This is a genomic window from uncultured Abyssibacter sp. (genome assembly GCF_964000955.1).
In the GTDB taxonomy this organism is placed as follows: Bacteria; Pseudomonadota; Gammaproteobacteria; order Nevskiales; family OUC007; genus Abyssibacter.
This window is the reverse complement of the sequence record NZ_CAXFCL010000058.1, coordinates 18,596-44,641: the sequence shown is the minus strand read 5'-3', so window position 1 is coordinate 44,641 and position 26,046 is coordinate 18,596. Positions and strand designations below refer to the sequence as shown.

Below are 26,046 nucleotides of genomic sequence, written 5' to 3'. Positions count from 1 at the left end.
CCGCCGGCGCCGCGGGCGCCCATGTCGGCCAGACCGACGCCGAGGTCGCCCAGGCCCGCGAGCTGGGCACCGACCCCAAGTCGGGCAAGCCCGTCATCGTGCGCATCGGCCGCTATGGACCGTTCGCGCAGATCGGCTCCAAGGACGACGAGGACAAGCCCAAGTTCGCCAGCCTGCGCCCCGGCCAGCGGCTGGACAAGATCACGCTGGACGAGGCGCTGGCGCTGTTCCAGTTGCCGCGCGACATGGGCGAGACACCGGCGGGCGAGGAAATGCAGGTCAACGTCGGTCGCTTCGGCCCCTACGTCCGCTACGGCAAGAAGTTCGCGTCGCTGGGCAAGGAGGATGATCCCTACACGGTGACCCGCGAGCGCTGCCTGGAACTGGTCGCGGCGAAGAAGAAGCTGGACGCCGAACGCGAGATTCACGTCTGGGAAGACGAGGGCATCAAGGTGCTCAACGGTCGCTACGGGCCGTACATCACCGACGGCAAGAAGAACGCGAAGATTCCCAAGGACACGGACCCCAAGTCCCTGACCCTGGAACAGTGCCAGGAACTCATCGCGGCGGCACCTGAACGCAAGAAGCGTGGCGGTCGCCGCGGCGCGGCGAAGCCCAAGAAGACCGGGTGACCACGGGGTTCCGGCTGCGCGACGCGGCCCGCGTGCTCCGTGGCGGCGGGCTGGTGCTGTACCCCACCGAAGGCGTCTGGGGCCTGGGTTGCGACCCGATCAGCCCGGACGCCGTGTTCGCATTGCTGGCGCTCAAGGCCCGCCCTGCCCGCAAGGGCCTGATCCTGATCGCCGACCGCGTCGAACGCCTCGCGCCCTACGTGCGTGATCTGGCCGATATCCCGCCGCCCGACAACAGCCCGACCACCTGGATCGTGCCGGCCAGCGCCGGCTGCCCCTGGTGGCTCACGGGCGGGCGACCAAGCCTGGCCGTGCGGATCACCACGCACCCGATCGCGGCATCGCTTAGCGCCACCTTCGGCGCGGCGCTGGTGTCGACCAGCGCCAATCCCGGTGGCCGGGCGGCGCCCAGACGAGCCACGCAGGTCGACCGGCAAATTCGCGCTGGCGTGGACATCGCATTGGGCGGGCGTACCGGATCGCTGCGCGGCGCCACGCCGATCCGGGTCGCCGGCTCCGGCGAGCTGACGCGGCGAGGACCGACCCATGCCTGAAAATCCGCCGGTGAATTCGACCGCGGTGGAAGCCTTTCTCCGCCAGCTGCAGGCCGACATCTGCTCGGCGCTGGAGACGCTGGAACCCACGGCCCGGTTCGGCAACGATCTCTGGGAACGCGAGGAAGGCGGCGGCGGCAACACCCGGGTACTGGAGGGCGGCGACGCGCTGGAGCGTGCCGGCGTCGCGCTGTCGGTGATTCGCGGCAAGCGTCTGCCCCCGGCCGCCAGCGCGCGCAATCCTGATCTGGCCGGCCGCGGCTTCCGCGCCATGGGCGTGTCGGTGGTCGTGCACCCCCGCAACCCTTACGCGCCCACCTCGCACATGAACGTGCGCTTCCTGATCGCCGAATCGCCGGACGCCGACCCGATCTGGTGGTTCGGCGGCGGCTTCGACCTGACCCCGATCTACGGTTTCGACGAGGATTGCCAGCACTGGCACGCGACCGCCAAGGCGCTTTGCGAACCCTTCGGCGATACCGTCTACGCGCAGTACAAGGCAGCCTGCGACGACTATTTCTACCTGCCGCATCGCGCCGAACCGCGTGGCATCGGCGGCCTGTTCTTCGACGATCTCAACGACTGGGGCTTCGAGAACTGCTTCGCGTTCCAGCAAGCCGTTGGGCGCGGCTACATCGATGCGCTGATGCCGATTCTGGAGCGCCGCCACGGCACCGCCTACGGCCAGCGCGAGCGGGATTTCCAGCTCTACCGGCGTGGCCGCTACGTCGAGTTCAACCTGGTGCACGACCGCGGCACCCTGTTCGGACTGCAATCGGGCGGCCGCACCGAGTCGATTCTGATGTCGATGCCACCGGTGACGGGCTGGCGCTACCGTTACACGCCAGAGCCCGGCTCACCCGAGGCGGCCCTGACGGAGCACTTTCTCGTCCCCAGGTCCTGGATTTAGCCACCATTCGACGTTGGTCGTGTTGCACTGCGGCAGCGGTGCACACAGACTCCCGTCCATGACTCTCACCGAACTCAAGTATCTGGTCGCGCTGGACAGCGAACGCCACTTTGGCCGCGCCGCGGACCGTTCCTTCGTGAGCCAGCCCACGCTGTCGGTGGCGTTGCGCAAGCTGGAGGACGAACTGGGCGTGACGCTGTTCGAGCGCCATCGTGGCGAGGCGAGGCCGACCCCGATCGGGGAGCGCATCATCGCCCAGGCCCGGGTGGTGCTATCCGAGGCCGCCCAGATCGAGCAGCTGGCACGGGCGGGCCAGAACGAGCTTGCCGGGCCTCTGCGCCTGGGCGCGATCTACACGGTTGGCCCGTATCTGCTCCCGTATCTGGTACCGGCCCTGCGCAAGGCGGCGCCCACCATGCCGCTGATCATCGAGGAAAACTTCACGGTCAACCTCATCGAGCAGCTCAAGGCCAACGAGCTGGACGCGATCCTGATCGCGCTGCCCATCGATCAGGCCGGCCTGCAGACCTGGTCGGTCTACGACGAAACCTTCTCCGTCGTGTTGCCATCGGATCATCCCTGGGCAAAGCACGAGACGATTCCGTCGGAGGAACTCGCCGGCGAGCATCTGCTGCTGCTCGGCCCCGGCCACTGTTTCCGAGATCAGGTCGTGGATGCCTGCCCCAACTGCGTCGATCAGGTGCAGGGCCAGCCCAGCCCGCTGACCGGCTCCAGCCTGGAAACCATCCGCCACATGGTCGCCAGCGGCCTCGGCATCACGGTGCTGCCGCAAAGCTCCATCGTCAACCGGCCCGACGAGACGACCATGCTGATCACGCGGCCATTCGATTCACCAGCACCACAGCGACGCATCGCCATCGCGTGGCGCAAGAACTTTCCGCGCCGTCAGGCCATTGTCGCGTTGCACGAGGCGATTCTCGCCAGCGGCATGGCCGGCGTGACCTGGGTGGAGGAACCCGCGCCGTGGGAGGTCAACTCGGCCGCCTGATCACCGAAGCCCGGGGCTGTCGGTTGTGCGAGGCACAGCTGCCCCTGGGCGCGCGTCCGGTGTTCCTGGCGAGACCGGACGCACGTGTCGTGCTGGTCGGTCAGGCGCCGGGCGCGCGCGTACACGCGTCCGGCGTGCCCTGGGACGACCCCTCCGGCGACACGCTGCGCGACTGGCTGGGCATGAGCCGAGACCGGTTCTACAACGACCCGGGGCTGGCCATCCTGCCGACCGGATTCTGCTACCCCGGAAAGGGCCCGTCAGGCGATGCCGCGCCCCGTCCGGAATGCGCGCCAACCTGGCATCCGCGCTTCTTGCAGGCGATGCCGAAGGTCAGCCTGATCGTCACCCTCGGTCGCTACGCGCAGGATCGGTATGTTCACGCCCCGTCCGCCACGCTGAGTGACACGGTTCGGCGCTGGCCCGAACACCTCGATCAGGGCGTGTTTCCGCTCCCGCACCCAAGCCCGCGCAATCGCATCTGGATACGTCGGCGTCCCTGGTTCGAGGCCGAAGTGCTCCCGGCGCTCCGCGGACGGATCCAGGCGCTGCTTGGCGGCGCGAATAGATCAGTGCTTCCCTAACCGTCCAGGGGAAATTCTCCGCCAACCGCCAGACTGGTCTGAGGCTGCGGGAGCATGGGGGCGGCGATTCGGATCTCGTCGCGGATACGCTGCAACGCCGCATTGCCCTGCCGGGCGATCTGGTGCCCCACCGGCTGTTCATCAAAGTTCAATACCAGCCAGTGGCGGGCGGCATCCGACCCGGCCAGCCCGGCGAAGAATGGACCCTCGGCGGCGGCCGGTCCTGCAACCAGGCCCAGCGCCAGCGCGGCGGCCAGTGAACGGCGGGGCATGCGGTCTCTGCGATTGCTCATGGTCTCGTCTCCCTGAGGCTTGGTCGGCTCATGTGCCTGTCCCCAGCAAGACGCGGCAGCGCCCGGAAGCGTCGCAGGCTGCATTCAGAGTGTCGTGGCCTTGGCGTTCGGATCGAGCTTGTCCAGGGTCCGCAACTCGAAGTCCGAGGCATCATGACGTTCGAACAGCTGCTCCGAGGGCTCGCCCCAGACACGGTTGACCATGCGCCCCCGCCGGGCCGCGGGTCGCTCGGCGATCGCATCCGCCCAGCGCTGCACGTGACCGTAGGTCTGCACCTGAAGAAACTCGCCGGCCTCGTAGAGCAGCCCCTTGGCCAGCGCGCCATACCAGGGCCAGGTGGCCATGTCGGCGATGCTGTACTCGTCACCGGCAAGATAGGCATGTTCGGCGAGATGGCGGTCGAGCACGTCGAGCTGTCGCTTCACCTCCATCGCGAAGCGGTTGATCGCGTACTCGATCTTGAACGGCGCGTAGGCGTAGAAATGCCCGAAGCCGCCGCCAAGAAACGGCGCGCTGCCCATCTGCCAGAACAGCCAGTTCATCGCCTCGGTGCGGGCGCGCGGGTCCCGCGGCAAAAACGCATCGAAGCGGTTGGCGAGATGGAGCAGGATCGACCCGGACTCGAAGATGCGCAGCGGGGTTGCGCCGCTACGATCCACCATCACCGGAATCTTCGAGTTCGGGTTGATCTCCACGTAGCCGCTGGAGAACTGATCACCCTCGGTGATGTTGATCAGCCAGGCATCGTATTCGGCGTCGGCATGACCCAGCTCCAGCAGTTCCTCCAGCATGACGGTGACCTTCACCCCGTTCGGCGTGGCCACGGAGTAAAGCTGCAGCGGATGCTTGCCGACCGGCAGGGTCTTCTCATGCGTCGGACCGGCGATCGGTCGGTTGATCTTGGCGAACCGCCCGCCGTTTTCGGCGTCCCAGGTCCAGACCTTCGGTGGGACGTACTCCTCTTGCTGCGACATGCCATCACTCCTTGAACTGCGTAGGTCAGCACGACCATGAACCAGACCGGAACGGACTGCATCCCATCCCGTATCGACGACGGATCTCTTCAGGCGCGGGCGTAGCGCTCGGCGCCGGCCACCCATCGCCGTGACAACACCTCACGGACCGTATCGGTCCGGTCGCCCAGACCGGCGGCCAGTGCCTCGGCCGCACCCAGCAGGTCCGCGTCGCGCACCATGTCGGCGATGCGCAGTCCGATCTCGCCGGTCTGGCGTGTGCCCATCACTTCGCCGGGCCCGCGCAGCTCCAGATCACGCTCGGCGATGCGGAAGCCGTCGGTGGTCTCGCGCATGACCGCCAGACGCGCCTTTGCCAGCTCGGACAGCGGCCCCTGGTACATCAGCACACAATGGCTCAACTCGCTGCCGCGCCCGACCCGGCCGCGCAGCTGATGCAGCTGCGCCAGGCCCAGGCGCTCGGCATTCTCGATCACCATCAGCGAGGCGTTGGGCACGTCCACGCCGACCTCGATCACGGTGGTGGCGACCAGCAGATCGATCTTCCCGGCCTTGAAGTCCGCCATCACCGCCTGCTTGTCGACCGGTTTCATGCGGCCATGAACGAGGCCGACGCGCAGCTCGGGACAGTCGCTCCGCAGGCGCTCGGCCGCCGCCTCCGCCGCCTCGGCATCGAGCTGGTCGGAGGTCTCGACCAGCGTGCAGACCCAGTAGGCCTGCCGCCCCCTTTTGCAGGCGGCGCCGACGCGCTCGATCACCTCGTCGCGACGCTGCTGATCGACGGCGATGGTCGTCACCGGGGTGCGACCCGGCGGGAGTTCGTCCAGCACCGAGGTATCCAGGTCGGCATAGGCCCGCATCGCCAGCGTTCGCGGGATGGGCGTCGCCGTCATCACCAGCTGATGCGGATAGAGATCGGCGCCCTTGTCCAGCAGGGCCAGGCGCTGATGCACGCCGAACCGGTGCTGCTCGTCGACCACGACCAGCGCGAGCTTCGGCAACTGCACCGAGCGCTGGAACAGCGCATGCGTGCCGACCGCCAGCAGCGGATCGCCGGACTCCAGCCGCGCCTCGATCGCGCGACGTTCCTGGGCCTTGCGCGCACCGGACAACAGCAACACCTCGATGCCCAGTGGTTCCAGCCAGCCGGCGAGCGTGCCGGCATGCTGCTCCGCCAGCAGCTCGGTGGGCGCCATCAGCGCAGCCTGACGGCCGGCGCGCACGGCGGCCAGCAACGCCGCGGCGGCAATCACGGTCTTGCCGGCGCCCACATCGCCCTGAACCAGCCGCATCATCGGCGTGTTCTGGTCCAGGTCCCGCGCGATCTCTCCAACCACACGCCGCTGCGCGCCGGTCAGCGAAAAGCCGAGCTGGGCAAGCAGGGGCTTCATCGTCATCGCGTCGAGGCTCAGCGGCGTCGCGCGCAACTGCTCACGGGCCCGACGTTTCAGATCACTGAGGCTGAGCCGATGCGCCAGCAGTTCTTCCAGCGCCAGCCGGCGCTGGGCCGGGTGGTAGCCCGAGGCCAGCAGGGTCACGTCGCTGCCCACCGGCGGGCGGTGCAGCGTCGTGATCGCCGCATGCAGATCCGGATAGGCGCCGACGTCGAGGCCGGCATCCGCCAGCGGATCGTCGATCTGCTCCAGCACCTGATCCAGCGCGCGCCCGATCATCCCGCGCAGCCGGCCCTGGGTGATGCCCTGCGTCAGCGGATAAAGCGGTGTCAGCGTGTCCTCGGTGGCCGTCGCGTCGTCCGGGCCGGACACCAGCTTGTACTCGGGGTGGGCCATCTCCAGACCCACCGGGCCGGCTCTGGCATCGCCGTAGATGCGCACCCACTGACCGGGCACGAACTGCCGCTGCTGCGCCTTCGAGAAATGAAACAGGCGCATGCCCAGCCGTCCGCTGCCATCCGTCAGCGACACCAGCAGCGAACGGCGGCGACCGAACTTGAGATCCGCGCGCTCGACGCGGGCGACCAGTTGCGCCCGAATGCCGGGCGCGAGATCGCCAATGGTCCATAGCCGGGTCCGGTCCTCGTAGCGATTCGGCAGGTGGAACAGCAGATCGGACGCGACCTGCAGCCCGAGCTGCTGCAAGCGCGTCGCCATCGCTTCGCCAACGCCCGGAAACGCCGTCAGCGGCGAGTCCGGTGTCAGCGGCGTGGTACGCGCGGCTCCGATGCGCCCCCGCGAGGTCATGCCTGGCCGCGGCGCTCAGTCCTCAAGCGCGAGGATCGCGTCGGCCTCGACCTGTGCCCCCTTGGGCAGCGCGGACACCTCGACGGCGGCCCGCGCCGGATAGGGTTCGTCGAAGAACTCGGCCATCACCGTGTTCACGGTGGCGAACTGGCTCAGATCGGTCAGGAAGATCGTCAGCTTGACCGCCGACTGCAGGCTGCCACCCGCCGCGCTGGCGACCGCCTGAAGATTGCTGAAAACCTGCCGCGCCTGGGCCTCGAAATCTTCGCTGATCATCGCGCCAGTGGCCGGATCCAGCGGGATCTGACCGGAGATGTAGACCGTGGCGCCGACCTGGACCGCCTGGGAGTAGGTGCCGATGGCCGCCGGCGCCTGATCCGTGCTGATGATGCGTCGCATGACTGCTTCCTTGAGTGGTGTGAGGTGACGCGCGCCGCGTCAGCTGCGCTGCACGCGCTCGACGATATCCAGCCGCCGCAGCCCCCGCATCACCTGGGCGAGGTGAATGCGGTCGCGCACGGTGATGTTGATCCGCATGTCGGCCATCCCGCTGGAGCGATCGGCCATGTTGACGTTCTCGATGCTGGAGCCGGCATCGGCGATCTCGGTGGCCACGGTCGCGAGAAAGCCGCGCTGGTTCGGGCCCTGGATGCGCAGCTCCACGTTGAAGTCGCCCTGTACATCCGGTGACCAGGACAGCGAAACCCAGTCGTGGGGTCCGCCCTTGCGATTCTGGATGCCGGACTTGCAGTCCACGCGATGGATGACGATGCCGCGCCCCATGGACACGTGGCCGCGGATCGGGTCGCCGGGAATCGGATGACAGCAGCGCCCGTACTCGACGATCAATCCCTCGGTGCCCTGGATCGCCAGCGGCGCGACCATCTCGATGGCGCTGCTCTGACCCGCCGGCTCCAGGAACAGGCGGGCGACCAGCGGCGCCAGGCGCCGGCCAAGGCCGATGCTGGCGTACAAATCCTCCATGTCGTCCAGCTCCAGCTTCTGGAGCACGAGATCGGCTCCCTCGCCCTTGAGCACCCGGCCGGCCAGGCCCAGCTCGTCCAGCGACCGCTCCAGCAACCGGCGGCCCAGACGAATCGCCTCGTCGTCGCGCAGGTTCTTCAGATAGCTGCGGATCGACGTTCTCGCCTTGGCGGTCTTGACGAAGTTCAGCCAGGCCGCGTTGGGCCGGGCATGCTTGGCGCCGATGATCTCCACCGTGTCGCCGTTGCGCAGCTGCACCGAGAGTGGAGCCAGATGGTGGTTCACCCGGGTCGCCACGCAATGATTGCCGAGTTCCGTGTGCACGGAATAGGCGAAATCCACCGGCGTCGCACCCCGCGGCAGGCGACGGATCTGGCCCTTGGGCGTGAACACGTAGACCTCGTCGGGGAACAGGTCGATCTTGACGTTCTCCAGGAACTCCAGCGAGTTGCCCGGCGCGTGATCCATCTCCAGCAGACCGGTGAGCCACTCGCGCGCCCGCACCTGCGGCGCCTTGGCGCCGCCGCCGCCCAGCTTGTACTGCCAGTGCGCGGCAATGCCCGACTCGGAGATGTGATGCATGTCCCGCGTGCGGATCTGCACCTCGATCTTGATGCCGCCCGGCCCGACCAGCGTCGTGTGCAACGACTGGTAGCCATTGACCTTGGGCGTGGCGATGAAGTCGTTGAACAGCTCGCCGATCGGCTTGTACACGTGGTGGACGACACCCAGCGCCCGGTAGCAGTCATCGATGCGCTTGACGATGAGGCGGAAGCCGTAGAGGTCCATCACGTCGAGAAAGCGCAGATGCTTGCGGCGCATCTTCAGGTAGATGCTGTACAGATTCTTCTGCCGGCCGACCACGGAGGCGCCAATGCCCTCGTCGCGCAGCGCCTTGGACAGCGTCTGTTCCACTTCCCGGATCAGGTTGCGGCGATTGCCGGACACCTCGGCCACCGCGCGGGCCAGCACGTCGTAGCGCTTGGGGTAGAGGTTGGCGAAGCCGAGGTCCTCCAACTCCACGCGCATGGTGTGAATGCCCAGACGCTGGGCGATCGGCGCGTAGATATCCAGCGTTTCGCGGGCGATCTTGCGCCGCTTGGGATGCGGCATCGACCCCAGTGTGCGCATGTTGTGCAGGCGGTCGGCCAGCTTGACCAGGATCACGCGGATGTCCTGCGTCATCGCCAGCAGCAGCTTGCGGAAGCTTTCGGCCTGCACCTCGGCCTTGGTCTGGAACTGCGCCCGATCCAGCTTGGACACGCCGTCGACCAGCGCGGCGACATCGCGACCGAAGTGATCGGACACCTCGGCCAGCGTGACGTCGGTGTCCTCCACCACGTCGTGGAGAATCGCCGCCATCAGCGTCGTGTGATCCAGGTGCATCTCCGCCAGAATCTTGGCGACGGCGAGCGGATGGTAGATGTAGGCCTCGCCGGACTTGCGGAACTGACCTTCGTGGCGCTCCGCGCCGAACTCGTAGGCGTGACGCACTTCATCCACCTGCTCCTGCGGCAGGTAGGTCTCCAGCACCTCGCACAACGCGTCGATCCCGAACTCGCGGGAGATCCGCTGATTGCGGATGGCATTGTTGAGGCGGGTGAGCATGCAAGCACTATATAAGACCGACGAGCGGTTGGCGCTGGCCGGCGGACACAAAAACGCCCGCGCGAGGCGGGCGTTTCGTTGAATGCGGTGATCAGGCCGTCAGATCAGGACTCCGGTCCCGGATCCAGATTGGCCAGTTCCATCTTCACGCGCGGGATCAGCGGGAGATCCTCTTCGCGCAGCACGTCCTCGCCGACATGGCCCTCGCCGATCTCGCGCAATGCGACCACGGTCGACTTGTCGGTCCCCCACGGAATGCTGGGCTCGGCGCCACGCGCCAGCTGACGGGCGCGCTTGGCGGCCACCAGGGTCAACTGGAACTGGTTCGGAATCTGCTCAAGGCAGTCTTCAACGGTTACTCGTGCCATGGTTCTTCTGCGGGTGACGCTGGAAAAGAGGCGGGATTCTACGCAGATCAGCCCGGTTTGACCAGCGAGCGCGCCAGCTCGCCGACCGGCCCGGCCTCGACCAGCACGCGCCGCAGCCGCGCGGCACGGAACACCGCCACCAGCGAACGGGCCGCGGCGTCAAAATCATCGTTGACGATCACGTAGTCGTATTCCCGCCAGTGCGACATCTCCGCGGCCGCGTCGCGCATTCGCCGCTCGATCACGTCGTCGCTGTCCTGACCCCGCCCGGACAGCCGCGCCCGTAGCGCCTCGGTGGACGGCGGCAGCACGTAGACCAGCACGGCGTCCGGATAGGCCGTCCTGACCTGACGCGCGCCCTGCCAGTCGATGTCGAGCACGACGTCCAGCCCCTGCTCCAACACCGCCAACGTGCGTTCGCGTCCGGTGCCGTAGCGACGGTCGAACACGCGGGCGTGCTCGAGAAAGGCGCCGCGGTCCGCCATGTCGACAAAGGTTTCCTCGCTGACGAAATGATAGTCACGCCCGTCCAGCTCCCCGGGCCGCGATGCGCGCGTGGTGTAGGACACGGAGAACGACACGTCATGCCCGTCCGACGCCAGCTGGTCGATGGCCGCGTGCGTCAGACTCGTCTTCCCGGCTCCCGACGGAGCGGATACGACTATCAGAGATCCCTTCACCAACACTCCCATTGTTCGCCGGATGCGTTGAGCCACCGGACGATGCGTCCTGTCGATTCCGGCCACCCGTGGGCAGCCTGCGTCGCCATTTTAAGGAAACACTGATTGATCCGCGCCGCCAAGTTGACCCCGCTTCAAACTAATTTGCAAAAGACAATCATTCTCATTTGCTTTAAATGAAAAGCCGGATTTTTACAGCATTGCAGGGCGGATGATCGATCCGGCATCGCGCCGAATGATGGCACCCCAAACATGGGACCAATGTCCCATTCAGTGCATAAAATATCAATTTACCCATTTACAACAACGAGTTGCAGGATAACGGCGCGCCGAGACCACCGGCCATCACATCTTTGCATTTCTCCCCCAATCAATCGGCTCCCACATTGCCCGGTGAAATGTGAACCGTTTCAAGATAAGTTCTCCGGCGTCGCGCAATACTGTGGCCCGCGCCTGGGGCGCTCGGCCCGTAAGAAAACTTGCGCATAGGGAGTGTGGGATGATCCGGAGAGGACTGATCGCCGCCGCTGTGATGCTGGCGTGCAGCGTGGTCTCGGCACAGGATGATTTGCTCGACGGGGGATTGCTGGAAGGCGACCTGCTCGACGACTCATCCGAACAGCAGAGCGACGACGGCCTGCTGGGCGGCGACAGCCTGCTGGAAGGCGACGACGATCTGCTGGGCGATTCGGGAGGTCTGCTGGACGGCGATTCCGATCTGCTGAGTGGAGAAGCCCCGGCCGCCACCGAGACGGAACCCACCGAGGTCGCCGAAACCGAACCGGAAAGCGACCAGCTCACCCCCGATCAGATTCATCGACTGCTCTTCGAGGAAGAGGAGTATCCGTCGGCGAACACCTGCGGAAGCTGCCATCCCGTGCAGTTCGAGCAATGGGCCGTGTCACAGCATGCCTACGCGCAGATCTCGCCGGTCTACATGTCGATGCAGCGCACGATCAATGCGCAGACCAGCAGCACCAACGGCGATTTCTGCATTCGCTGCCATACGCAGATCGGCATGAACAAGGGGGAATCCCCGTTCATCTCCAACCTCGACCGCCACCCGGCGTCCAGCGAGGGCATCACCTGCGTGGTCTGCCACCGCCTGAGCCAGCCCTACGGCAAGGTCAGCGGTCGTGTCGCGCTGGAAACCGGCGATCTGACCGCTCCGGTCTACGGCCCCACCGACGGGCGGGTCCTCCAGGCGACGATCGACAACTCCGGCGGCACCCTCACCCCGGACCCTGAAAAGTCGGGCCGCAAGATCCATGGTGGTGTGCGCACCTTTGAATACATTGGCGAATCCGGCTTCTGCGGTGTCTGCCACGACGTGAACCTGTTCAATGGCTTCCGTCTGGAAGAGGCCTTCTCCGACTACAAGCAGTCGCCCGCGGCGGCCGAGGGGACGAGCTGTCAGGACTGCCACATGGGCACGGTGCAGGGCAAGGTCAGCGACTATGCCTATGGCCCGGCGGCGATGATTGGCAGCAAGCCGACCCCGGATCGGAAGCTGACGAACCACTTCTTCGCCGGCCCCGACTATTCCATCGTTCATCCCGGCATCTTCCCGCACAACATCGAGGCGACGAAGCTGGCAACGCCGCGCGACTGGCTGAAGTTCGATCACGAGGCGGGCTGGGGCACGGACGCGTTCGAGGACACCGTGCCGGATGACTTCGAGTTCCCCGAACGCTGGCGTGCGATCGATGACCGTTATGACGCCCGGGCAATTCTCGACGAGCAGTTCGAACGCCTGGAATGGGCACGAACCAAGCGCCTCGAGGTGATGCGCAACGGGTTCGGCCTCAGCGAGGTCGCGATCACGAGCCAGTCCGACCGCAAGCTCAAGTTCGAGCTGGATGTGAAGAACATCATGAACGGCCACAGCGTGCCGACCGGTTTCGATGCCGAACGCGTGATCTGGCTGCATGTGGTCGTCAAGGATGCCGACGGCAAGGTGTTGATGGAGTCGGGTGATCTCGACCCCAACGGCGACGTGCGCGACTCGCATTCCCTCTACGTGCACAACGGCGAACTGCCGCTGGACACGCAGCTGTTCAACATGCAGTCGAAGTTCGTGACCCGGAACGTCCGCGGCGGCGAACGCGAGCAGGTGCTGACGGTGAACTACTCGATCGACCCGCTGCCGTTCATCCGTCCCAGCACGTCGTCCACCATTCTCACCGGGCAGCCGGCGGGCGCCCGCAAGCACCGGCAAGTGCTATCGCCCGGCGCGAAGCGGACGGCGAAGTACCACAGCCCCCTGAACGGCAACGGACCCTACACCGTCTCCGCGGAACTCAAGGCCGCCATGATTCCCGTCAACCTGGTCGCCGAGATCAAGGATGTGGGCTTCGACTACGGCATGAGCCCGCGGGATGTGGCCGACGGTGTGGTGGCCGGGCACATGGTGATCTGGGAGCGCAGGCTGGAGGTTGGAGGCGCAACCGTTGCGCAGGCGGACTCCGACTAGGGCGCGGAACAGGGAACTCGAGACCGGATGATCAGGGGAGTCGACACTGTGGCGGACAAGGCTGCACCAAAAATCATGGCCAGGGCGCTGATGCTGGGGTTGTTGCTGACCACCGGGTCGGCGCTGGCCGCCGGCGGCAGCAGCCGTTTCTCCGACGAACCGGGCGAGTATCTCGACGACGAGGAGTTGCCCAAGCTCACGCCCCCGATCGTGGAGCTGGGCGGCAAATTCCTCGGGCCGGGCAACATTCCGCATGGTTTCCAGCTGCCCGGAGGCGCCGTGTGGCAACCCCAATTCTGGGTTTACGGCACGTTCCGGTCCGCGTTGCAGAGCTTCGACAATGAAGCCGGCACCGGACGCAGCGAGCTGGTCAATCGCCTGGATCTGTTCGGCAACCTGCAGCTCTCCGGCAGCGAGCGGGTGCTCATCGGCATCCGGCCGCTGAACGACGGCGCGAACTTCACCGGCTGGCAATACGACCCGGATCGGCAGGATCCGTACGAGGATCACACCAACGCGGACATCACCACGCTGTTTTTCGAAGGTGACTTCGGCGAGCTGTTCCCTGCCCTGGACCCGACCGACCGGCTGGACCTGGACATCGGCTTCTCCATCGGCCGCCAGCAGATCACCTTTCAGGACGGCTTCCTGATCGACGACCGGCTCGACGCCATCGGCCTGACGCGCAACAACCTGCGCTTTCCGAGCCTTGGCTGGCTCAACAACCTGCGCGTGACCTTCCTCTACGCCTGGGACGAGATCGACCGCGACGACAACGCTCCGGATGACGGCGCGCGACTCTACGGGCTGTTCACGCAGTGGGACACGGTGTTCGGCAACCAGTTCTCCAGCACCTTCGACCTGGACCTGGCAGTCGTCGACGGCACCGAAGGACGCGGCGATCTGTTCGTCGGAGGCTTCAGCGCGGTCCAGCGTTTCGGCCTGATCAACTCGACGATCCGCATCCTGCATTCGGATGACTTCGGCAAGGACGGCCTGGACCTACCCTCCTCGGACAACGGCCAGCTGTACTTCATGGAGTGGTCGCTCACCCCTCACAGGACGCACAACCTGTTCTACGCCAACGCGTTCTGGGGTGAGGACAACTTCTCGTCCGCGGCGCGTGACCCGCTTGCCGGGGGCCCGCTGGGGCGGACCGGCATCACCTTCGCGGCCCGCGGAATCGGTTCGTTCCCGGCTCCGCTGGGCAACCGCACCGACAACGCCTGGGGCGTGGCGATGGGCTACCAGATGTTCTGGAACGCCAATCGCACGCAGCTCATCGTCGAAACCGGTCGCCGGGGCAACCATGAAGTCTCCGACACCGATGCCACGGCGCTGTCGTTCCGGCTGCAGCAGGCGGTCGGCCGGCGCGTGATCCTCCAGTTCGGCGGCTTCGCCTCGGCCGCGGATACGGGACAGGACCAGCAAGGCATCCGCGCCGAGCTGGTGGTGAAGCTCTGATGGACTGGCTGATTGCTCCGGTTACCGTGCAGCTGCTCGGCGCGCTGCTCGTCATCGGCGCCATGCTGCATCTGGCGTTTTCACTGCTGCAGGCACGCCGGGACGCCGTGCAGGCGCGCACGGTTCACGATCAGCGGCTGCGCATACTCGAAAAGGATCTCGCCGGTGCCGCGGCCAGACATCTGCGCGCGGTCCGCGATGCCGAGGGCGGCTGGTCCGGCTCACGGAAATTCCGTGTCGAACGCAAGGTGCCGGAGAGCGACACGGTCACCTCGTTCTACCTGGTGCCGCATGACGGCAAGCCGCTGCCGGCGTTCAAGCCCGGCCAGTTCCTGACGTTCCAGCTGAAACTGCCGGATCGCGCCAAGCCGCTGGTCCGCTGCTATTCGCTGTCCGACAGCCCGAGCGAGACGGACTACTACCGGATTTCGGTCAAGCGCCTGGATCCGCCGCCGAAGAGTCCGGAGGCCCCGCCCGGCCAGTCCTCGACCTTTTTGCACACGCAGGTGCCCGAAGGCGAGATTCTGGACGTCAAGGCCCCCGCGGGGGATTTCTTCCTCGACCTGGAGGAGCGCCGCCCAATCGTGCTGATCGGCGGCGGCGTCGGCATCACGCCGGTGTTCAGCATGCTCAAGGCCGCCTGCGCCGCGGGCTACGACCAGGAGATCTGGTTCTTCAGCGGCGCGCGCTTCGGCGCCGAGCAGATCTACAAGGATGATCTGCGCGCCCTGGAAGCGGCGCACGAGAACGTGCGCATCCGCCTTTGCTACAGCAACCCGACCGACGACGAGAAGCTGGGCGAGCACTTCCATCATCAGGGTTATGTCGGCGTCGAGCTGTTCAAGAAGCTGCTGCCGTCCAACAACTACGTGTTCTACATCTGCGGCCCGCCGCCGATGATGGCCGGTGTCACCGCCGATCTGGCCGAATGGGGTGTGCCCGAAGCCGACATCCGCATGGAAGCGTTCGGACCCGCGTCGATCAAGAAGACCGAACCCGCCCCGGCGGTCGCGGCCGACGCACCCACGTTCTCGGTGGAGTTCGCGCACAGCGGCAAGACCGTGAACTGGTCCGGCGCCGACAGCCTGCTCGAACTGGCGGAAGCCCACGACGTGGTCATCGATTCCGGCTGTCGAGCCGGCAACTGCGGCACCTGCGTGACCGCGGTGCGCTCGGGGGCGGTCGACTACGCCACGCCGCCCGCCGCCGCGCCGGATGCCGGTTCCTGCCTCGTCTGCATCGCCCGCCCCACCTCCAACGTGGTGCTGGACGCCTGACGTCCGCCACGCCCCAATGCCATCGCCCGCCCCGGAGACCCGACCGATGATTCGTTCAACCCTCGCCATCACCATCCTGGCCATCTGCGGATGGGCCGGCCTGTCGACCGCCCAGGCCCAGGAACTGCGCCTGGACCCCGAGAAGGTCATGGGCCCGACTGCCTGCGGCGACTGCCACGAGGCATCGATCGCGGCCTGGCGCGACACCCACCACTTCTCCACCTTCAAGCAGATGCCGCGCACCGACGAGGCACGCGACATCGCCGACAAGCTCGACATCAAGCGCATCAAGGCCGAGGGCGAATGCGTGTCCTGCCATTTCACGTCGAAGATGGAGGACGGCGAGGTCGACACCATCGCGGGCATCACCTGTGAATCCTGCCACGGCGCCGGCAAGGACTGGATCGAGATCCACAGCGACTTCGGCGGCAAGGACGCCACCGCGGAAACCGAATCGGAGGCGCATCGCAAGGAGCGCTGGGCCAAGTCCGAGGCCGCCGGCATGATCCGTCCCGGCGATCTCTACAAGCTGGCCGAGAACTGCTACCAGTGCCACACCGTGCCCAAGGAAAACCTGGTCAACACCGGCGGACACCCGGCCGGCAGCAACTTCGAACTGGTCGCCTGGAGCCAGGGCGAAGTGCGCCACAACGTCTGGTACAACGACGGCGCGGCCAATGCCGAGGCGTCGCAGAATCGCCAGCGTCTGATGTTCCTGGTCGGTCAGGCCCTGGATCTCGAATACGCGCTGCGCGGTGTCGCCAAGGCGACGCAGAAGGCGCAGTACGCGGTGGAAATGGCCAAGCGCGCCAAGCGTTCGGCACTGCGCATCAAGGCGATTTCGGATGCCGGGGTCAGCATTCCCGAGGTCGGGGCGCTGCTCAAGATCGCCGGCTCGGCGAAAGTGTCACTGAACAACGAAGCGGCACTGACCGCGGCCGCCGATCAGGTCGCCACCCAGGCCAAGGCCATCGCAAGCAAATACGACGGCAGTGAGCTGGCCGCGCTGGACGGCCTGCTGCCGAAGCCGGACGCGTACAAGGGCTCGGTCCACACGCCGTAGTCGTGGCCGAATCCATACTGACAAGGGATTTGCGCGCCGGGAGCGGGCCGGCGCCAGTCTCGTCCATCCCACCGCCGCAGCGCTGGTCGCAGCCCTTTGGCGAGGGCATGGGCGAGCGGGACGTGCAGCGCGTGCTGTCGATGGAGCCCTTCGCCAGCATGGATCCGTCACGGTTCCGGCCGCCGATCACGCTGGAGGGGATCGTCCGCAACGACACCCGCCTGCGACGTCTGACCCGCGGCGAGATCGTCGTTCGCGCCGGTGACTACGGTAACTCCGCCTTTCTGATCGTTCAGGGACGGGTGCGGGTGATTCTGCCCCCCGGCCTGCCGGAAGAGTCCCTGGGCCGCGCAAGCCCGCGCCAGAAGAACTGGCTGCAGGCGCTGGCCCAGCTCTGGAAGAATCCAGGCCACCCCGAGGTGCGGGATGTCTCGCGTTACGTCTCCGAGCCGGAGAAGACGCCCCCGTCGCCCGCCCGGCTGATCGTGCGGGACGCGCAGGGGCAGATGCTCCAGGAGCAGATTCTGACGAGCGCCGGCCACGAGGGCATTCGCATCGGCCGGGGCGCCGACAACGACCTGATCCTCGACGACTCCGCGGCGTCGTCATCGCATGCCCGGCTCCAGGCCACCGAGCTGGGCTGGGAGATCATCGACCTCGGCAGTTCCAACGGCACCTTCGTCAGCGGCGAACGCATCGAACACCATATTCTCGGCGGTGGCGACGAGATCCGGATCGGCCGCAGCCACCTCCGCTTCGTGGGCGAGGGTGATCTCGATCAGACATCGATGCTCAGTACACGAATCCTCAACCCCTCGGCGGTGGACGCCGAGTGGGGCAACACGGTCATCGAGGATGCGGCCCAGGCCGGTGCTGGCCACACATTCGTCCAGGACATCCCGGCGGTGCTGGATCACACGCAGTCCGCGGTACTCAAGACCGGTGACGTGTTCGGCGAGATCGCGGCGCTTGGTCGCACCCAGCGCACTGCGACCGTCTTCGCCGAAGAGGATTCCATCCTGCTGGAAATCCGCTGGCAGGGCCTGCGCGATCTGCGCAAGCGCGACGCCGCGTTCCGCAAGCATGTGGAAGATCTGTACCGGGCCAACAGCCTGATCACCCATCTGCGAGCCACTCCGCTGTTCAGCCATCTGCCAGACGACGTCATCGACGAAATCGCCCGGCAGACCCTGTTCGAGAGCTTTGGCGAATTCGACTGGCACACCAGTTATCAACGCCTGGCCGACCAGCCCGAGGCCCAGCGGCTGAAGATCGAACCCGAAATCGTGCGCGCCGGCGACTATCCTGACGGCCTGTTGCTGATCCGCTCCGGTTTCGCCCGCGTCACGCGCCCCCTGCACAAGGGCCAGCAGACGATCAACTACCTCGGGCGCGGTGCGGCCTTCGGCCTCGACGAGCTGCTGGCCGGCTGGAACGGCGAAGGCCAGTCCACCTACCGCTGCTCGCTGCGCGCGGTGGGGTACGCCGACATCCTGCGCGTGCCGACCCGCGTGATCGAGACCCATGTCCTGCCGAACCTGACCGAGGCGCAGCTCGAGCGCGCGCGGCAGATGCAGGCGGAAACGCTCAAGGACTCGCTGGCGACGTATCGGCCCGGCGGGAACGCGACGCCCACCAACGCGCTGGACGTGCGCCCCAGCGGCGACGATGACGCCCTGGTCGAGACCCTGGTGGACCGTCATCTGATCAACGGCCGCGCGGCCATGCTGATCAACCTGGACCGCTGCGTCCGCTGCGACGCCTGCACCGACGCCTGCGCGGTCGGCCACCAGAACAATCCGCGCTTCAACCGGCACGGGCATCGTCACGACTCGCTGATGATCGCCAATGCCTGCATGCACTGCGCGGACCCGGTGTGCATGATCGGCTGCCCCACCGGGGCGATTCATCGCTCCTCCGAACAGGGACAGGTCGTCATCAACGACGACACCTGCATCGGCTGCGCGACCTGTGCGAACAGTTGTCCCTACGACAACATCCGCATGGTCGAAATCCGCAACAACAGCGGCGAGTTCGTGCAGAACAACGCCACTGGCTCGCCGGTGATGAAGGCGACCAAGTGCGATCTCTGCATCGACCAGCCCGGCGGTCCCGCCTGTCAGCGGGCCTGCCCCCACGACGCGCTGGAGCGCGTGGACATGCGCGATCTGCCGAATCTGCTGGACTGGCTGCACCGATGATGCGCTTCGCGAAGCGGCGCCGGGTCAATCTGACCGCGTGGGCGATCGTCGTGCTGATCGCCGCCGCGCTGTTCGCCGCCGTATCGGCGGGACTGACGCGAGCGCCGTTCTGGACCGGCTGGTTGCTGATAGGCACCGTCGTGTTCCTGAGCCTCTACTCGCAACGCAAGCGCGTGTCGATGCTGCCGATTGGTCGCGCGGCGGTCTGGCTGCAGCTCCACGCCTACACCGGCGCGTTCGCGATCGTCGTCTTCGTCGCCCATACCGGTTTCTCCCTGCCCGACGCGCCGCTGGAATGGCTGCTGTGGCTCAGCTTCGTCGGCACCGCGGGCAGCGGTCTGGCCGGACTCTACTGGTCGCGCACCCTGCCACCGCGACTGGCGGCGACGGACGAGGAACTGCTCTACGAGCGCATCCCCATGTTCTCGGAACGGCTGCGCCGGCGCGCCGAACAACTGGTGATCGCCGCCGCCACGCAAACCGACTCGGTGCTGCTGGGGGACCACTATCGAACCCATCTCGCCGAGCTGTTCATGGCACCGCACTGGCGCTGGCGTCACCTGGGGCCGACGCACTACGTCACCCGGCAACGTGATCGCCTGATCGCGCTGGAGCGTTACCTGTCCGAGGACGAGAAGCCCTTCGCTCGCGAGCTCGCGGACCTCTGTCGCCAGAAGTCGGACCTGGACATGCACTACACCGTGCAGGGCCTGCTCAAGGCATGGCTGTTCGTCCATGTCCCGCTGACCGCGGCGATGCTGCTTCTGGCCTTGCTGCATCTCGTGGCCGCTCACGCATTCGGGGGCACCTGAACGTGACCGAACGGCTTCAGGGATTCGACTACCGCTCCAGCCCCTACCACCGCCCGAATCAGAAATGGGTCTGCGGACGCCTGGCCGACGGCGAATGCTGCCTGAGCGGCCCTGATCCCAAGGGGCGCTGCGGCGCCGGACCGCAGTGCGCACCAGCCCGCGACGGCGATCGCTGGCGTTGCACGCGCGGGCCGCTGCACGGTGGCCCCTGCGACGCCGGACCGCAGTCCGACGGAAGCTGTGGCTGCATCACGCCGCCGTGCCGGCCGCGACGCAGCTGGCGTTATCGCCGCAAGCTCGTGGTGCGCAGCACGATCGCGGCCACGCTCGGGCTGATCATTCTCGGCGTGGCCGGCATCTGGGCCGGGGACATGGTGCAGCCCGGCCATCTGTCAGCCGTCCATTCCACCGTCGCCGACTGCTCGGCCTGCCACAACGCACCGGGCGACAGCGCCTCCGGCTGGCTCGCGGCCGCATTCGGCCAGCATCCCGAGTTCCCGTCCGATACCAGGCACGCCTGCCTGAACTGTCACGATGTCGGGGATGCGCCGTTGTCGCCGCATAGCCTCGCCACGCTGCCAGCGGTGGACGATCAGCAATCGGGCTCGCTGGGACCGTGGCCGGTCGAGCTGAATCGGGCCTTGTTCACGACGCCATCGGCGCCGATCGCCTGTGGCAGCTGTCACGAGGAACACAAGGGCGTGGATGCGGACCTGCGCGACGTCGCGGACAGCCAGTGTCAGGTCTGCCACAGCCAGCGCTTCGTCAGCTTCAACAGCGGGCACCCCGATTTCACCGACTACCCCTATGACCGCAGGACCCGGATCGTCTTCGATCACGCCAGTCATCTGGGCAAGCATTTCAGTGATGAGGCGGAGCAGGCACCATCCAGTTGCTCCGACTGCCATACGACGGCGGCGGACGGCCGGACCATGGAAGTCCGCGACTTCGATCAGAGCTGCGGCGCCTGTCACGCCGGCGACATCGCCGGCGATGCGCTGGCCGGGCCCAAGGGCGTCGCGGGACTGTCCGTTCCCGGACTTGATCTGACCCTGGTCGAGAACATCGGCCAGTGGCCGGAGTTCGCCGACGGCGACCTGACGCCGATGACCGAACTGCTGCTGTCCGGCGATCCCGCCTATGCCGACATTCGCGACACGCTGGCCGATGTCGACCTGCTGGACCTGGAATCCGCGTCCGCGGAAGCGCGCGCCGCCGCGTCCGAACTGGCCTGGCAGTTCAAGGCGCTGGTGCATGCCATCCAGTCCGACGGCAGTCAGGCGCTGGTCACGCGCCTGGAAGCGGCGATGGGACGCACGCTGAGCGCGGACGAACAACGGCGACTGACCGGCCTGCTGCCGGCGACACTGGTCGATGCGGCGCAGACACGGTGGTTCCCGATGCTGGACACCGAGATCGAGGCGCGGGCGTCGGGCAGCGCGCCCGCCACAGAGGCGCTGCGGCCGCCATCCGACGATGACGCGGCGGACGACGAGGGCGGCGACGCGGTCGATGACGACGAATTCGACGCGCTGTTCTCCGATGACGGCGACGAGGGCTTCGGCGACCTGTTCGCGGAGGATTCCGGCGATGACGGCGGTGATCTGTTCGGGGGCGACATCTTCGGAGGCGGCGACGACATCGGCGACCCCTTCGCCGATCCGGAACCCGAGGACTCGGAGCCCGAGGTCGTGACCAAGTCCGACGAGGAGCGGATGGCGCTGGGCGGCTGGTATCTGGACGAATTCCATCTGCGCTATCGCCCGGCCGGCCATGCCGACCCCGTCCTGCGCTCATGGACGGAACTCGCCACCCGCCAGCAGGGCATGGAAGACTGGCTGGACCCGCGAACCCCCGGCGCCTGCACCCAGTGCCACAGCCTGGACGTTGATGCCTCCGGCGCCACCACGGCGCAGTGGCAGGGCAAGCGGGTGGCCCCGACCGAACACCACTTCACCGAATTCGATCACAGCACGCATTTCAGCCTGCTGGGCGACGCCGGCTGCGAGACCTGCCACCAGATCGACAACGAGGCCCCGTACGCGGACAGCTTCGACGATCGGGACCCGCACAACTTCGCCAGCAACTTCGCGCCGCTGAACAAGGCGGTCTGCCTGGACTGCCATCAGCCGGACCAGGCTGGCGCCGACTGCTCGCTATGCCACCGTTACCACGTGGGGGATTTCGAGGCGACGATGCCGCGGACCACGCTGGCCGGTCAGCACTGACCGGCGGCTATTCGACGTTCTGCACCTGTTCGCGCATCTGCTCGATCAGCACCTTCAGCTCGACCGCCGCTCGGGTGACTTCGGTGTCCTGTGACTTGGAACCCAGCGTGTTCGCCTCACGGTTGAGCTCCTGAATCAGGAAATCCAGGCGACGGCCCACCGGTTCCTTGCGCTTGAGAATGGCGCGAATTTCCTGCACATGCGCCTTCAGGCGGTCCAGTTCCTCGGCCGCGTCGGTCCGGTTCAGCAGCAGCAGGAATTCCTGCTCGACCCGGGTCTCGTCCAGTTCGGTCCTGTACTCGGCCAGCCGCTCGCGCAATCGCGTTTCCCATTCGCCCCGCAGTGCCGGTAACCGCTCGGTCACCTGCACGACCAGGGCGTCGATGCCGTCGGCGCGTTCGCGCAGCATGGCATCGATCTTCTCACCCTCACGCTGTCTAGCCTCGGCCAGCGCGTCGAGACCATCATCCAGCGCTTCCAGCGCGGCGGCGTTCAGGACCTCCTGATCCACCTCGACCTGGCGGACCACCCCGGGCCAGGCGAGCACGCGCAGCGGGTCGGGCGCGTGCACGTCCAGCGCCTCCGATACCTGCCGGATGCCGCCAGCCAGGGCGTGCAGCCGGTCGGTGTCGATATCCAGTCGGCCCTGCTCGGTCGCGGAGAGGTCCAGCTTGAGCGAGGCCTCGCACTTGCCGCGCGCGACCCGCTGGCCGATGCGGCTGCGGAACTCCGATTCCAGCGCCCGCATGGGCTCCGGCACGCGAAAGCTCACGTCCAGATAGCGATGGTTGACGGTGCGCAGCTCCCAGACGAGCTGCCCCCAGGCTCCGGTGGTCTGATACCGGGCGAATCCGGTCATGCTCTTGATCATGGGCGCGAGTATCGCAGCCGGACCATCACTTCGGAACCGGTCGGTATACTCCGCGCCCATGAACGACACCTACCAACGCCCCAGCGGGCGCGCGGCCAACCAGCTGCGCAACGTCACCATCACCCGTCAATTCACCAAGCACGCCGAAGGCTCGGTACTCGTGAGCTTCGGCGACACCCGTGTGCTGTGCACCGCCTCGGTGGATGAGCGCGTGCCACCGTGGCTGCGCAACGAGAACCGCGGCTGGGTTACCGCCGAATACGGCATGCTGCCGCGCTCCACCCACGAACGCATGGGCCGCGAGGCCGCCCGGGGCAAGCAGTCGGGCCGCACCCAGGAGATCCAGCGCCTGATCGGTCGCAGCCTGCGCGCCGTGGTCGATCTGGAAGCCCTGGGGCAACGCCAGATCACGCTGGATTGCGATGTCATCCAGGCCGACGGCGGCACCCGGACGGCCGCGATCACCGGTGCCTACGTGGCGCTGGTCGACGCCGTCAACGGCCTGCTCGCCCGGCGTCAGCTCAAGCGCGACCCGATCCACGGCCACGTGGCCGCGGTCTCGGTGGGCATCTGCGGCGGCACCCCGGTGCTGGACCTGGACTACGCGGAAGATTCCACCGCAGAGACCGACATGAACGTCGTCATGAACGACGCCGGCGGCTTCATCGAGGTTCAGGGAACGGCCGAGGGCCATGCCTTTCATCGCGACGAGCTCAACGCTCTGCTGGGACTGGCCGGCGACGGTATCGCGGAACTGGTCGCCGCCCAGCAGGCGGCTCTGGCCAGCGGCTGACGCCGATGACCGATACCACGCCATCGCCAGTGACCGTCGTGCTGGCCACCGGCAATGCCGGCAAGGTCAGGGAAATGCAGGCGATGCTGGCGCCACTGGGATACCGGGTACGTCCGCAGTCGGAGTTCGATTTCGAGCAGCCGCCGGAAACCGGCGAGACCTTCATCGAGAACGCGATCATCAAGGCCCGCGCCGCGGCCGCGGCCACCGGGCTGCCGGCCATCGCCGACGACAGCGGCCTGGAAGTGGCTGCGCTGGGTGGCGCTCCGGGCGTGCGCTCGGCCCGCTACGCGGGCGAGCATGGCGACGATGCCGCCAACAACGCCGCCCTGCTGCAGGCGCTCGACGGGCAGCGGCAGCGCCAGGCCCGGTTCCGCTGCGTCTGCGTGTGCCTGCGCCATGCCTCCGACCCGGCACCGCTGATCGCCCAGGGTGTCTGGCCCGGACGCATCATGACCGAGGCGCGAGGCACGCAGGGATTCGGCTACGACCCGCTGTTCCTGCCGGTGGGCGAGCAGCGCACCGCGGCGGAGCTGCCCGCGGAGGACAAGAACCGGATGAGCCACCGCGGCCAGGCTGTGCAGGCACTGGTCACGCAACTGCGGATCGAGCCGCTGCGGGGATAGCGTCACCATGGCGGCCGAACGCCCGCTCGGGCTTTATGTGCACCTGCCCTGGTGCGTCGCCAAGTGCCCGTATTGCGATTTCAACTCGCATGGCCTGAACGGCCGCCGCATCGACGAGCCCGGCTACACCGACGCGCTGCTGCGGGACCTGCGCTTCGAGCGTGATGCGATCGCGTCACCCAGGCGGATCAGCAGTGTGTTCTTCGGAGGCGGCACGCCCAGTCTGTTCTCGCCCGCCGCCATCGCCCGCGTGCTGCAAGCGGCCGATGAACTGTTCGGCCTGACACCCGATGCCGAAATCACGCTGGAAGCCAACCCGGGCGCCAGCGACGCCGAGCGATTCGCCGGCTACCGGGCCGCCGGGGTCAACCGACTGTCCATCGGCGTTCAAAGCTTTGACGATGCCCATCTGCGACGCCTGGGCCGAATTCACTCCGCCGAGGTCGCGGCGCGGGCATTCGGGCAGGCGCGCACCGCCGGCTTCGACAACATCAATATCGATCTGATGTTCGCGCTGCCGGAACAGGACCTGGAGCAGGCCCTGGCCGACCTGGATCGCGGCATCGGCCTGGCACCGGAGCACCTGTCCTGGTACCAGTTGACGCTGGAGCCTGGCACGGCGTTCGCGCGGCGCCCGCCGCCTCTGCCCGCCGAGGACACGGCCATCGCGATCTGGGAAGCCGGACAAGCGCGACTGGCCGATGCCGGGTACCTGCAATACGAGGTCTCCGCCTACGCGCGACCGGGCCGGCAATGCCGCCACAACCGCACCTACTGGTGCTTTGACGACTATCTGGGAGTCGGAGCCGGCGCGCATGGCATGGTCGGCTGGCAGCGCAGAGCGCGCATCCGACGACCCGGCGCCTACATCGCAGCCGCAGGCACGGCCGACGCGCTGGAGCAAACGCGTTACATTGAGCCGCAGGACCGCACGCTGGAGTTTCTGATGAACGCTCTGCGACTCAACGAGGGCTTCACGATCCCGCAGTTCGAGGCCGCCACCGGCCTGGGTCTCCAGGCCCTGCAACCGGGGCTGGATGCGGCCCTGAGCGTCGGCACGCTGGAGCGGACGGCTCAGCACATCCGCCCGACCGAGCTGGGCCGGCGACATCTCGACACCGTGCTGGCCGGGTTCTGAGCGATGGAAGCGCTCACCGAACATCGCACCCACTGTCCCTACTGCGGGGAACCGATCAGCCTGCTGGTCGACCATACGGGCGGCTCGCAGGAATACGTCGAGGACTGCTTCGTCTGCTGTCAGCCGATCGTCGTGCGCGTCGATGAGTCAGGAGATGGCTATACGCTCCAGGTCGACGTCGAGAATCACTGAGCGAACCGGGCGGAGCACTTTCACGACGCTTCCCCAAGCCCGTGCATCCAATCGGATCACGGCAACGAACACCCTGTACATGGTTTGTCCAACGCATCGCCCGTCGGCGC

At 66.9% G+C, this 26,046-nt stretch carries 24 protein-coding genes; 16 read left to right on the top strand and 8 right to left on the bottom strand.

All coding sequences use genetic code 11. The annotated features are described in order from the left end of the window. The 5 genes from ABNS06_RS02705 to ABNS06_RS02685 all read left to right on the top strand — a co-directional run. The coding region (locus tag ABNS06_RS02705; RefSeq protein ID WP_348672426.1) for a topoisomerase C-terminal repeat-containing protein at nt 1-632 on the top strand (632 nt) is incomplete at its 5' end. Continuing rightward, entirely contained in the window at nt 629-1,186 is a 558-nt protein-coding gene (locus ABNS06_RS02700; protein ID WP_348672425.1) for a Sua5/YciO/YrdC/YwlC family protein, read from the top strand. The genes ABNS06_RS02705 and ABNS06_RS02700, both read left to right, overlap by 4 nt. Continuing rightward, nucleotides 1,179-2,096 (top strand): oxygen-dependent coproporphyrinogen oxidase, encoded by a 918-nt coding sequence (gene hemF, locus ABNS06_RS02695; RefSeq protein ID WP_348672424.1) that lies wholly within the window; start codon nt 1,179-1,181, stop codon nt 2,094-2,096. Before ABNS06_RS02700 ends, hemF begins: the two co-directional genes overlap by 8 nt. Nucleotides 2,097-2,154: 58 nt before the next feature. Further along, entirely contained in the window at nt 2,155-3,105 is a 951-nt protein-coding gene (locus ABNS06_RS02690) for a hydrogen peroxide-inducible genes activator (RefSeq protein ID WP_348672423.1), read from the top strand. Beyond that, the gene (locus ABNS06_RS02685) at nt 3,081-3,689 is read left to right on the top strand and encodes a uracil-DNA glycosylase family protein (RefSeq protein WP_348672422.1); all 609 of its coding nucleotides are present in this window, start codon (nt 3,081-3,083) and stop codon (nt 3,687-3,689) included. The genes ABNS06_RS02690 and ABNS06_RS02685 overlap by 25 nt, the downstream gene beginning before the upstream one ends. On the opposite strand, the gene ABNS06_RS02680 is transcribed toward ABNS06_RS02685, so the two are convergent. The 7 genes from ABNS06_RS02680 to gmk all read right to left on the bottom strand — a co-directional run bounded on the left by ABNS06_RS02680 (nt 3,686) and on the right by gmk (nt 10,798). Further along, nucleotides 3,686-3,982 (bottom strand): hypothetical protein, encoded by a 297-nt coding sequence (locus tag ABNS06_RS02680; protein WP_348672421.1) that lies wholly within the window; start codon nt 3,980-3,982, stop codon nt 3,686-3,688. The genes ABNS06_RS02685 and ABNS06_RS02680 overlap by 4 nt on opposite strands. Before the next feature lie 84 nt (nt 3,983-4,066). Then, a complete protein-coding gene (gene yghU, locus ABNS06_RS02675; protein WP_348672420.1) occupies nt 4,067-4,957 on the bottom strand; it encodes a glutathione-dependent disulfide-bond oxidoreductase in 891 nt (296 codons plus the stop codon). An 89-nt stretch (nt 4,958-5,046) separates the two neighbouring features. Further along, nucleotides 5,047-7,158 carry an ATP-dependent DNA helicase RecG gene (gene recG / locus ABNS06_RS02670; RefSeq protein WP_348672419.1) on the bottom strand — a complete coding sequence of 704 codons (2,112 nt, stop codon included), beginning with the start codon at nt 7,156-7,158 and terminating at the stop codon, nt 5,047-5,049. A gap of 15 nt (nt 7,159-7,173) precedes the next feature. Continuing rightward, complete coding sequence (locus ABNS06_RS02665) at nt 7,174-7,557, bottom strand: RidA family protein (protein WP_348672418.1); 384 nt, start codon at nt 7,555-7,557, stop codon at nt 7,174-7,176. Nucleotides 7,558-7,596: 39 nt separating this feature from the next. Next, nucleotides 7,597-9,750 carry a bifunctional (p)ppGpp synthetase/guanosine-3',5'-bis(diphosphate) 3'-pyrophosphohydrolase gene (locus ABNS06_RS02660; protein ID WP_348672417.1) on the bottom strand — a complete coding sequence of 718 codons (2,154 nt, stop codon included), beginning with the start codon at nt 9,748-9,750 and terminating at the stop codon, nt 7,597-7,599. A gap of 104 nt (nt 9,751-9,854) precedes the next feature. Then, complete coding sequence (gene rpoZ / locus ABNS06_RS02655) at nt 9,855-10,118, bottom strand: DNA-directed RNA polymerase subunit omega (RefSeq protein ID WP_348672416.1); 264 nt, start codon at nt 10,116-10,118, stop codon at nt 9,855-9,857. Between the two features lie 47 nt (nt 10,119-10,165). Further along, nucleotides 10,166-10,798, bottom strand: a complete 633-nt coding sequence (gmk, locus tag ABNS06_RS02650; RefSeq protein ID WP_348672415.1) for a guanylate kinase — start codon at nt 10,796-10,798, stop codon at nt 10,166-10,168. Between the two features lie 499 nt (nt 10,799-11,297). Here gmk and ABNS06_RS02645 point away from each other — a divergent pair, with 499 nt between their 5' ends. The 7 genes from ABNS06_RS02645 (at nt 11,298) to ABNS06_RS02615 (ending at nt 22,316) form a co-directional block, all read left to right on the top strand. Continuing rightward, nucleotides 11,298-13,271 (top strand): multiheme c-type cytochrome, encoded by a 1,974-nt coding sequence (locus tag ABNS06_RS02645; protein WP_348672414.1) that lies wholly within the window; start codon nt 11,298-11,300, stop codon nt 13,269-13,271. Nucleotides 13,272-13,298: 27 nt separating this feature from the next. Further along, nucleotides 13,299-14,735 (top strand): hypothetical protein, encoded by a 1,437-nt coding sequence (locus ABNS06_RS02640; RefSeq protein ID WP_348672413.1) that lies wholly within the window; start codon nt 13,299-13,301, stop codon nt 14,733-14,735. Then, nucleotides 14,735-16,012, top strand: coding sequence for a 2Fe-2S iron-sulfur cluster-binding protein (locus ABNS06_RS02635; RefSeq protein ID WP_348672412.1), 1,278 nt, complete (start codon nt 14,735-14,737; stop codon nt 16,010-16,012). The genes ABNS06_RS02640 and ABNS06_RS02635 overlap by 1 nt, the downstream gene beginning before the upstream one ends. A 46-nt stretch (nt 16,013-16,058) precedes the next feature. Continuing rightward, nucleotides 16,059-17,075: a multiheme c-type cytochrome gene (locus ABNS06_RS02630; protein WP_348672411.1), complete on the top strand. Its 1,017-nt coding sequence runs from the start codon at nt 16,059-16,061 to the stop codon at nt 17,073-17,075. A gap of 107 nt (nt 17,076-17,182) precedes the next feature. Next, nucleotides 17,183-19,276, top strand: coding sequence for a cyclic nucleotide-binding domain-containing protein (locus tag ABNS06_RS02625; protein WP_348672410.1), 2,094 nt, complete (start codon nt 17,183-17,185; stop codon nt 19,274-19,276). After that, complete coding sequence (locus ABNS06_RS02620; protein ID WP_348672409.1) at nt 19,273-20,088, top strand: hypothetical protein; 816 nt, start codon at nt 19,273-19,275, stop codon at nt 20,086-20,088. The genes ABNS06_RS02625 and ABNS06_RS02620 overlap by 4 nt, the downstream gene beginning before the upstream one ends. Before the next feature lie 2 nt (nt 20,089-20,090). Further along, nucleotides 20,091-22,316, top strand: coding sequence for a hypothetical protein (locus ABNS06_RS02615; protein WP_348672408.1), 2,226 nt, complete (start codon nt 20,091-20,093; stop codon nt 22,314-22,316). A 7-nt stretch (nt 22,317-22,323) separates the two neighbouring features. On the opposite strand, the gene ABNS06_RS02610 is transcribed toward ABNS06_RS02615, so the two are convergent. Beyond that, nucleotides 22,324-23,187 (bottom strand): YicC/YloC family endoribonuclease, encoded by an 864-nt coding sequence (locus ABNS06_RS02610; RefSeq protein WP_348672407.1) that lies wholly within the window; start codon nt 23,185-23,187, stop codon nt 22,324-22,326. A 58-nt stretch (nt 23,188-23,245) separates the two neighbouring features. Between ABNS06_RS02610 and rph the strand changes: the two genes are divergently transcribed. Genes rph through ABNS06_RS02590 form a run of 4 tightly spaced genes read left to right on the top strand, consistent with a single transcriptional unit; the run spans nt 23,246 to nt 25,936 of the window. Further along, a complete protein-coding gene (rph, locus tag ABNS06_RS02605; protein ID WP_348672406.1) occupies nt 23,246-23,980 on the top strand; it encodes a ribonuclease PH in 735 nt (244 codons plus the stop codon). Between the two features lie 5 nt (nt 23,981-23,985). Continuing rightward, complete coding sequence (gene rdgB / locus ABNS06_RS02600) at nt 23,986-24,606, top strand: RdgB/HAM1 family non-canonical purine NTP pyrophosphatase (RefSeq protein ID WP_348672405.1); 621 nt, start codon at nt 23,986-23,988, stop codon at nt 24,604-24,606. Between the two features lie 7 nt (nt 24,607-24,613). Next, nucleotides 24,614-25,744: a radical SAM family heme chaperone HemW gene (hemW, locus tag ABNS06_RS02595; RefSeq protein ID WP_348672404.1), complete on the top strand. Its 1,131-nt coding sequence runs from the start codon at nt 24,614-24,616 to the stop codon at nt 25,742-25,744. A gap of 3 nt (nt 25,745-25,747) precedes the next feature. Continuing rightward, a complete protein-coding gene (locus tag ABNS06_RS02590; RefSeq protein WP_348672403.1) occupies nt 25,748-25,936 on the top strand; it encodes a CPXCG motif-containing cysteine-rich protein in 189 nt (62 codons plus the stop codon). Nucleotides 25,937-26,046: the final 110 nt, after the last annotated feature.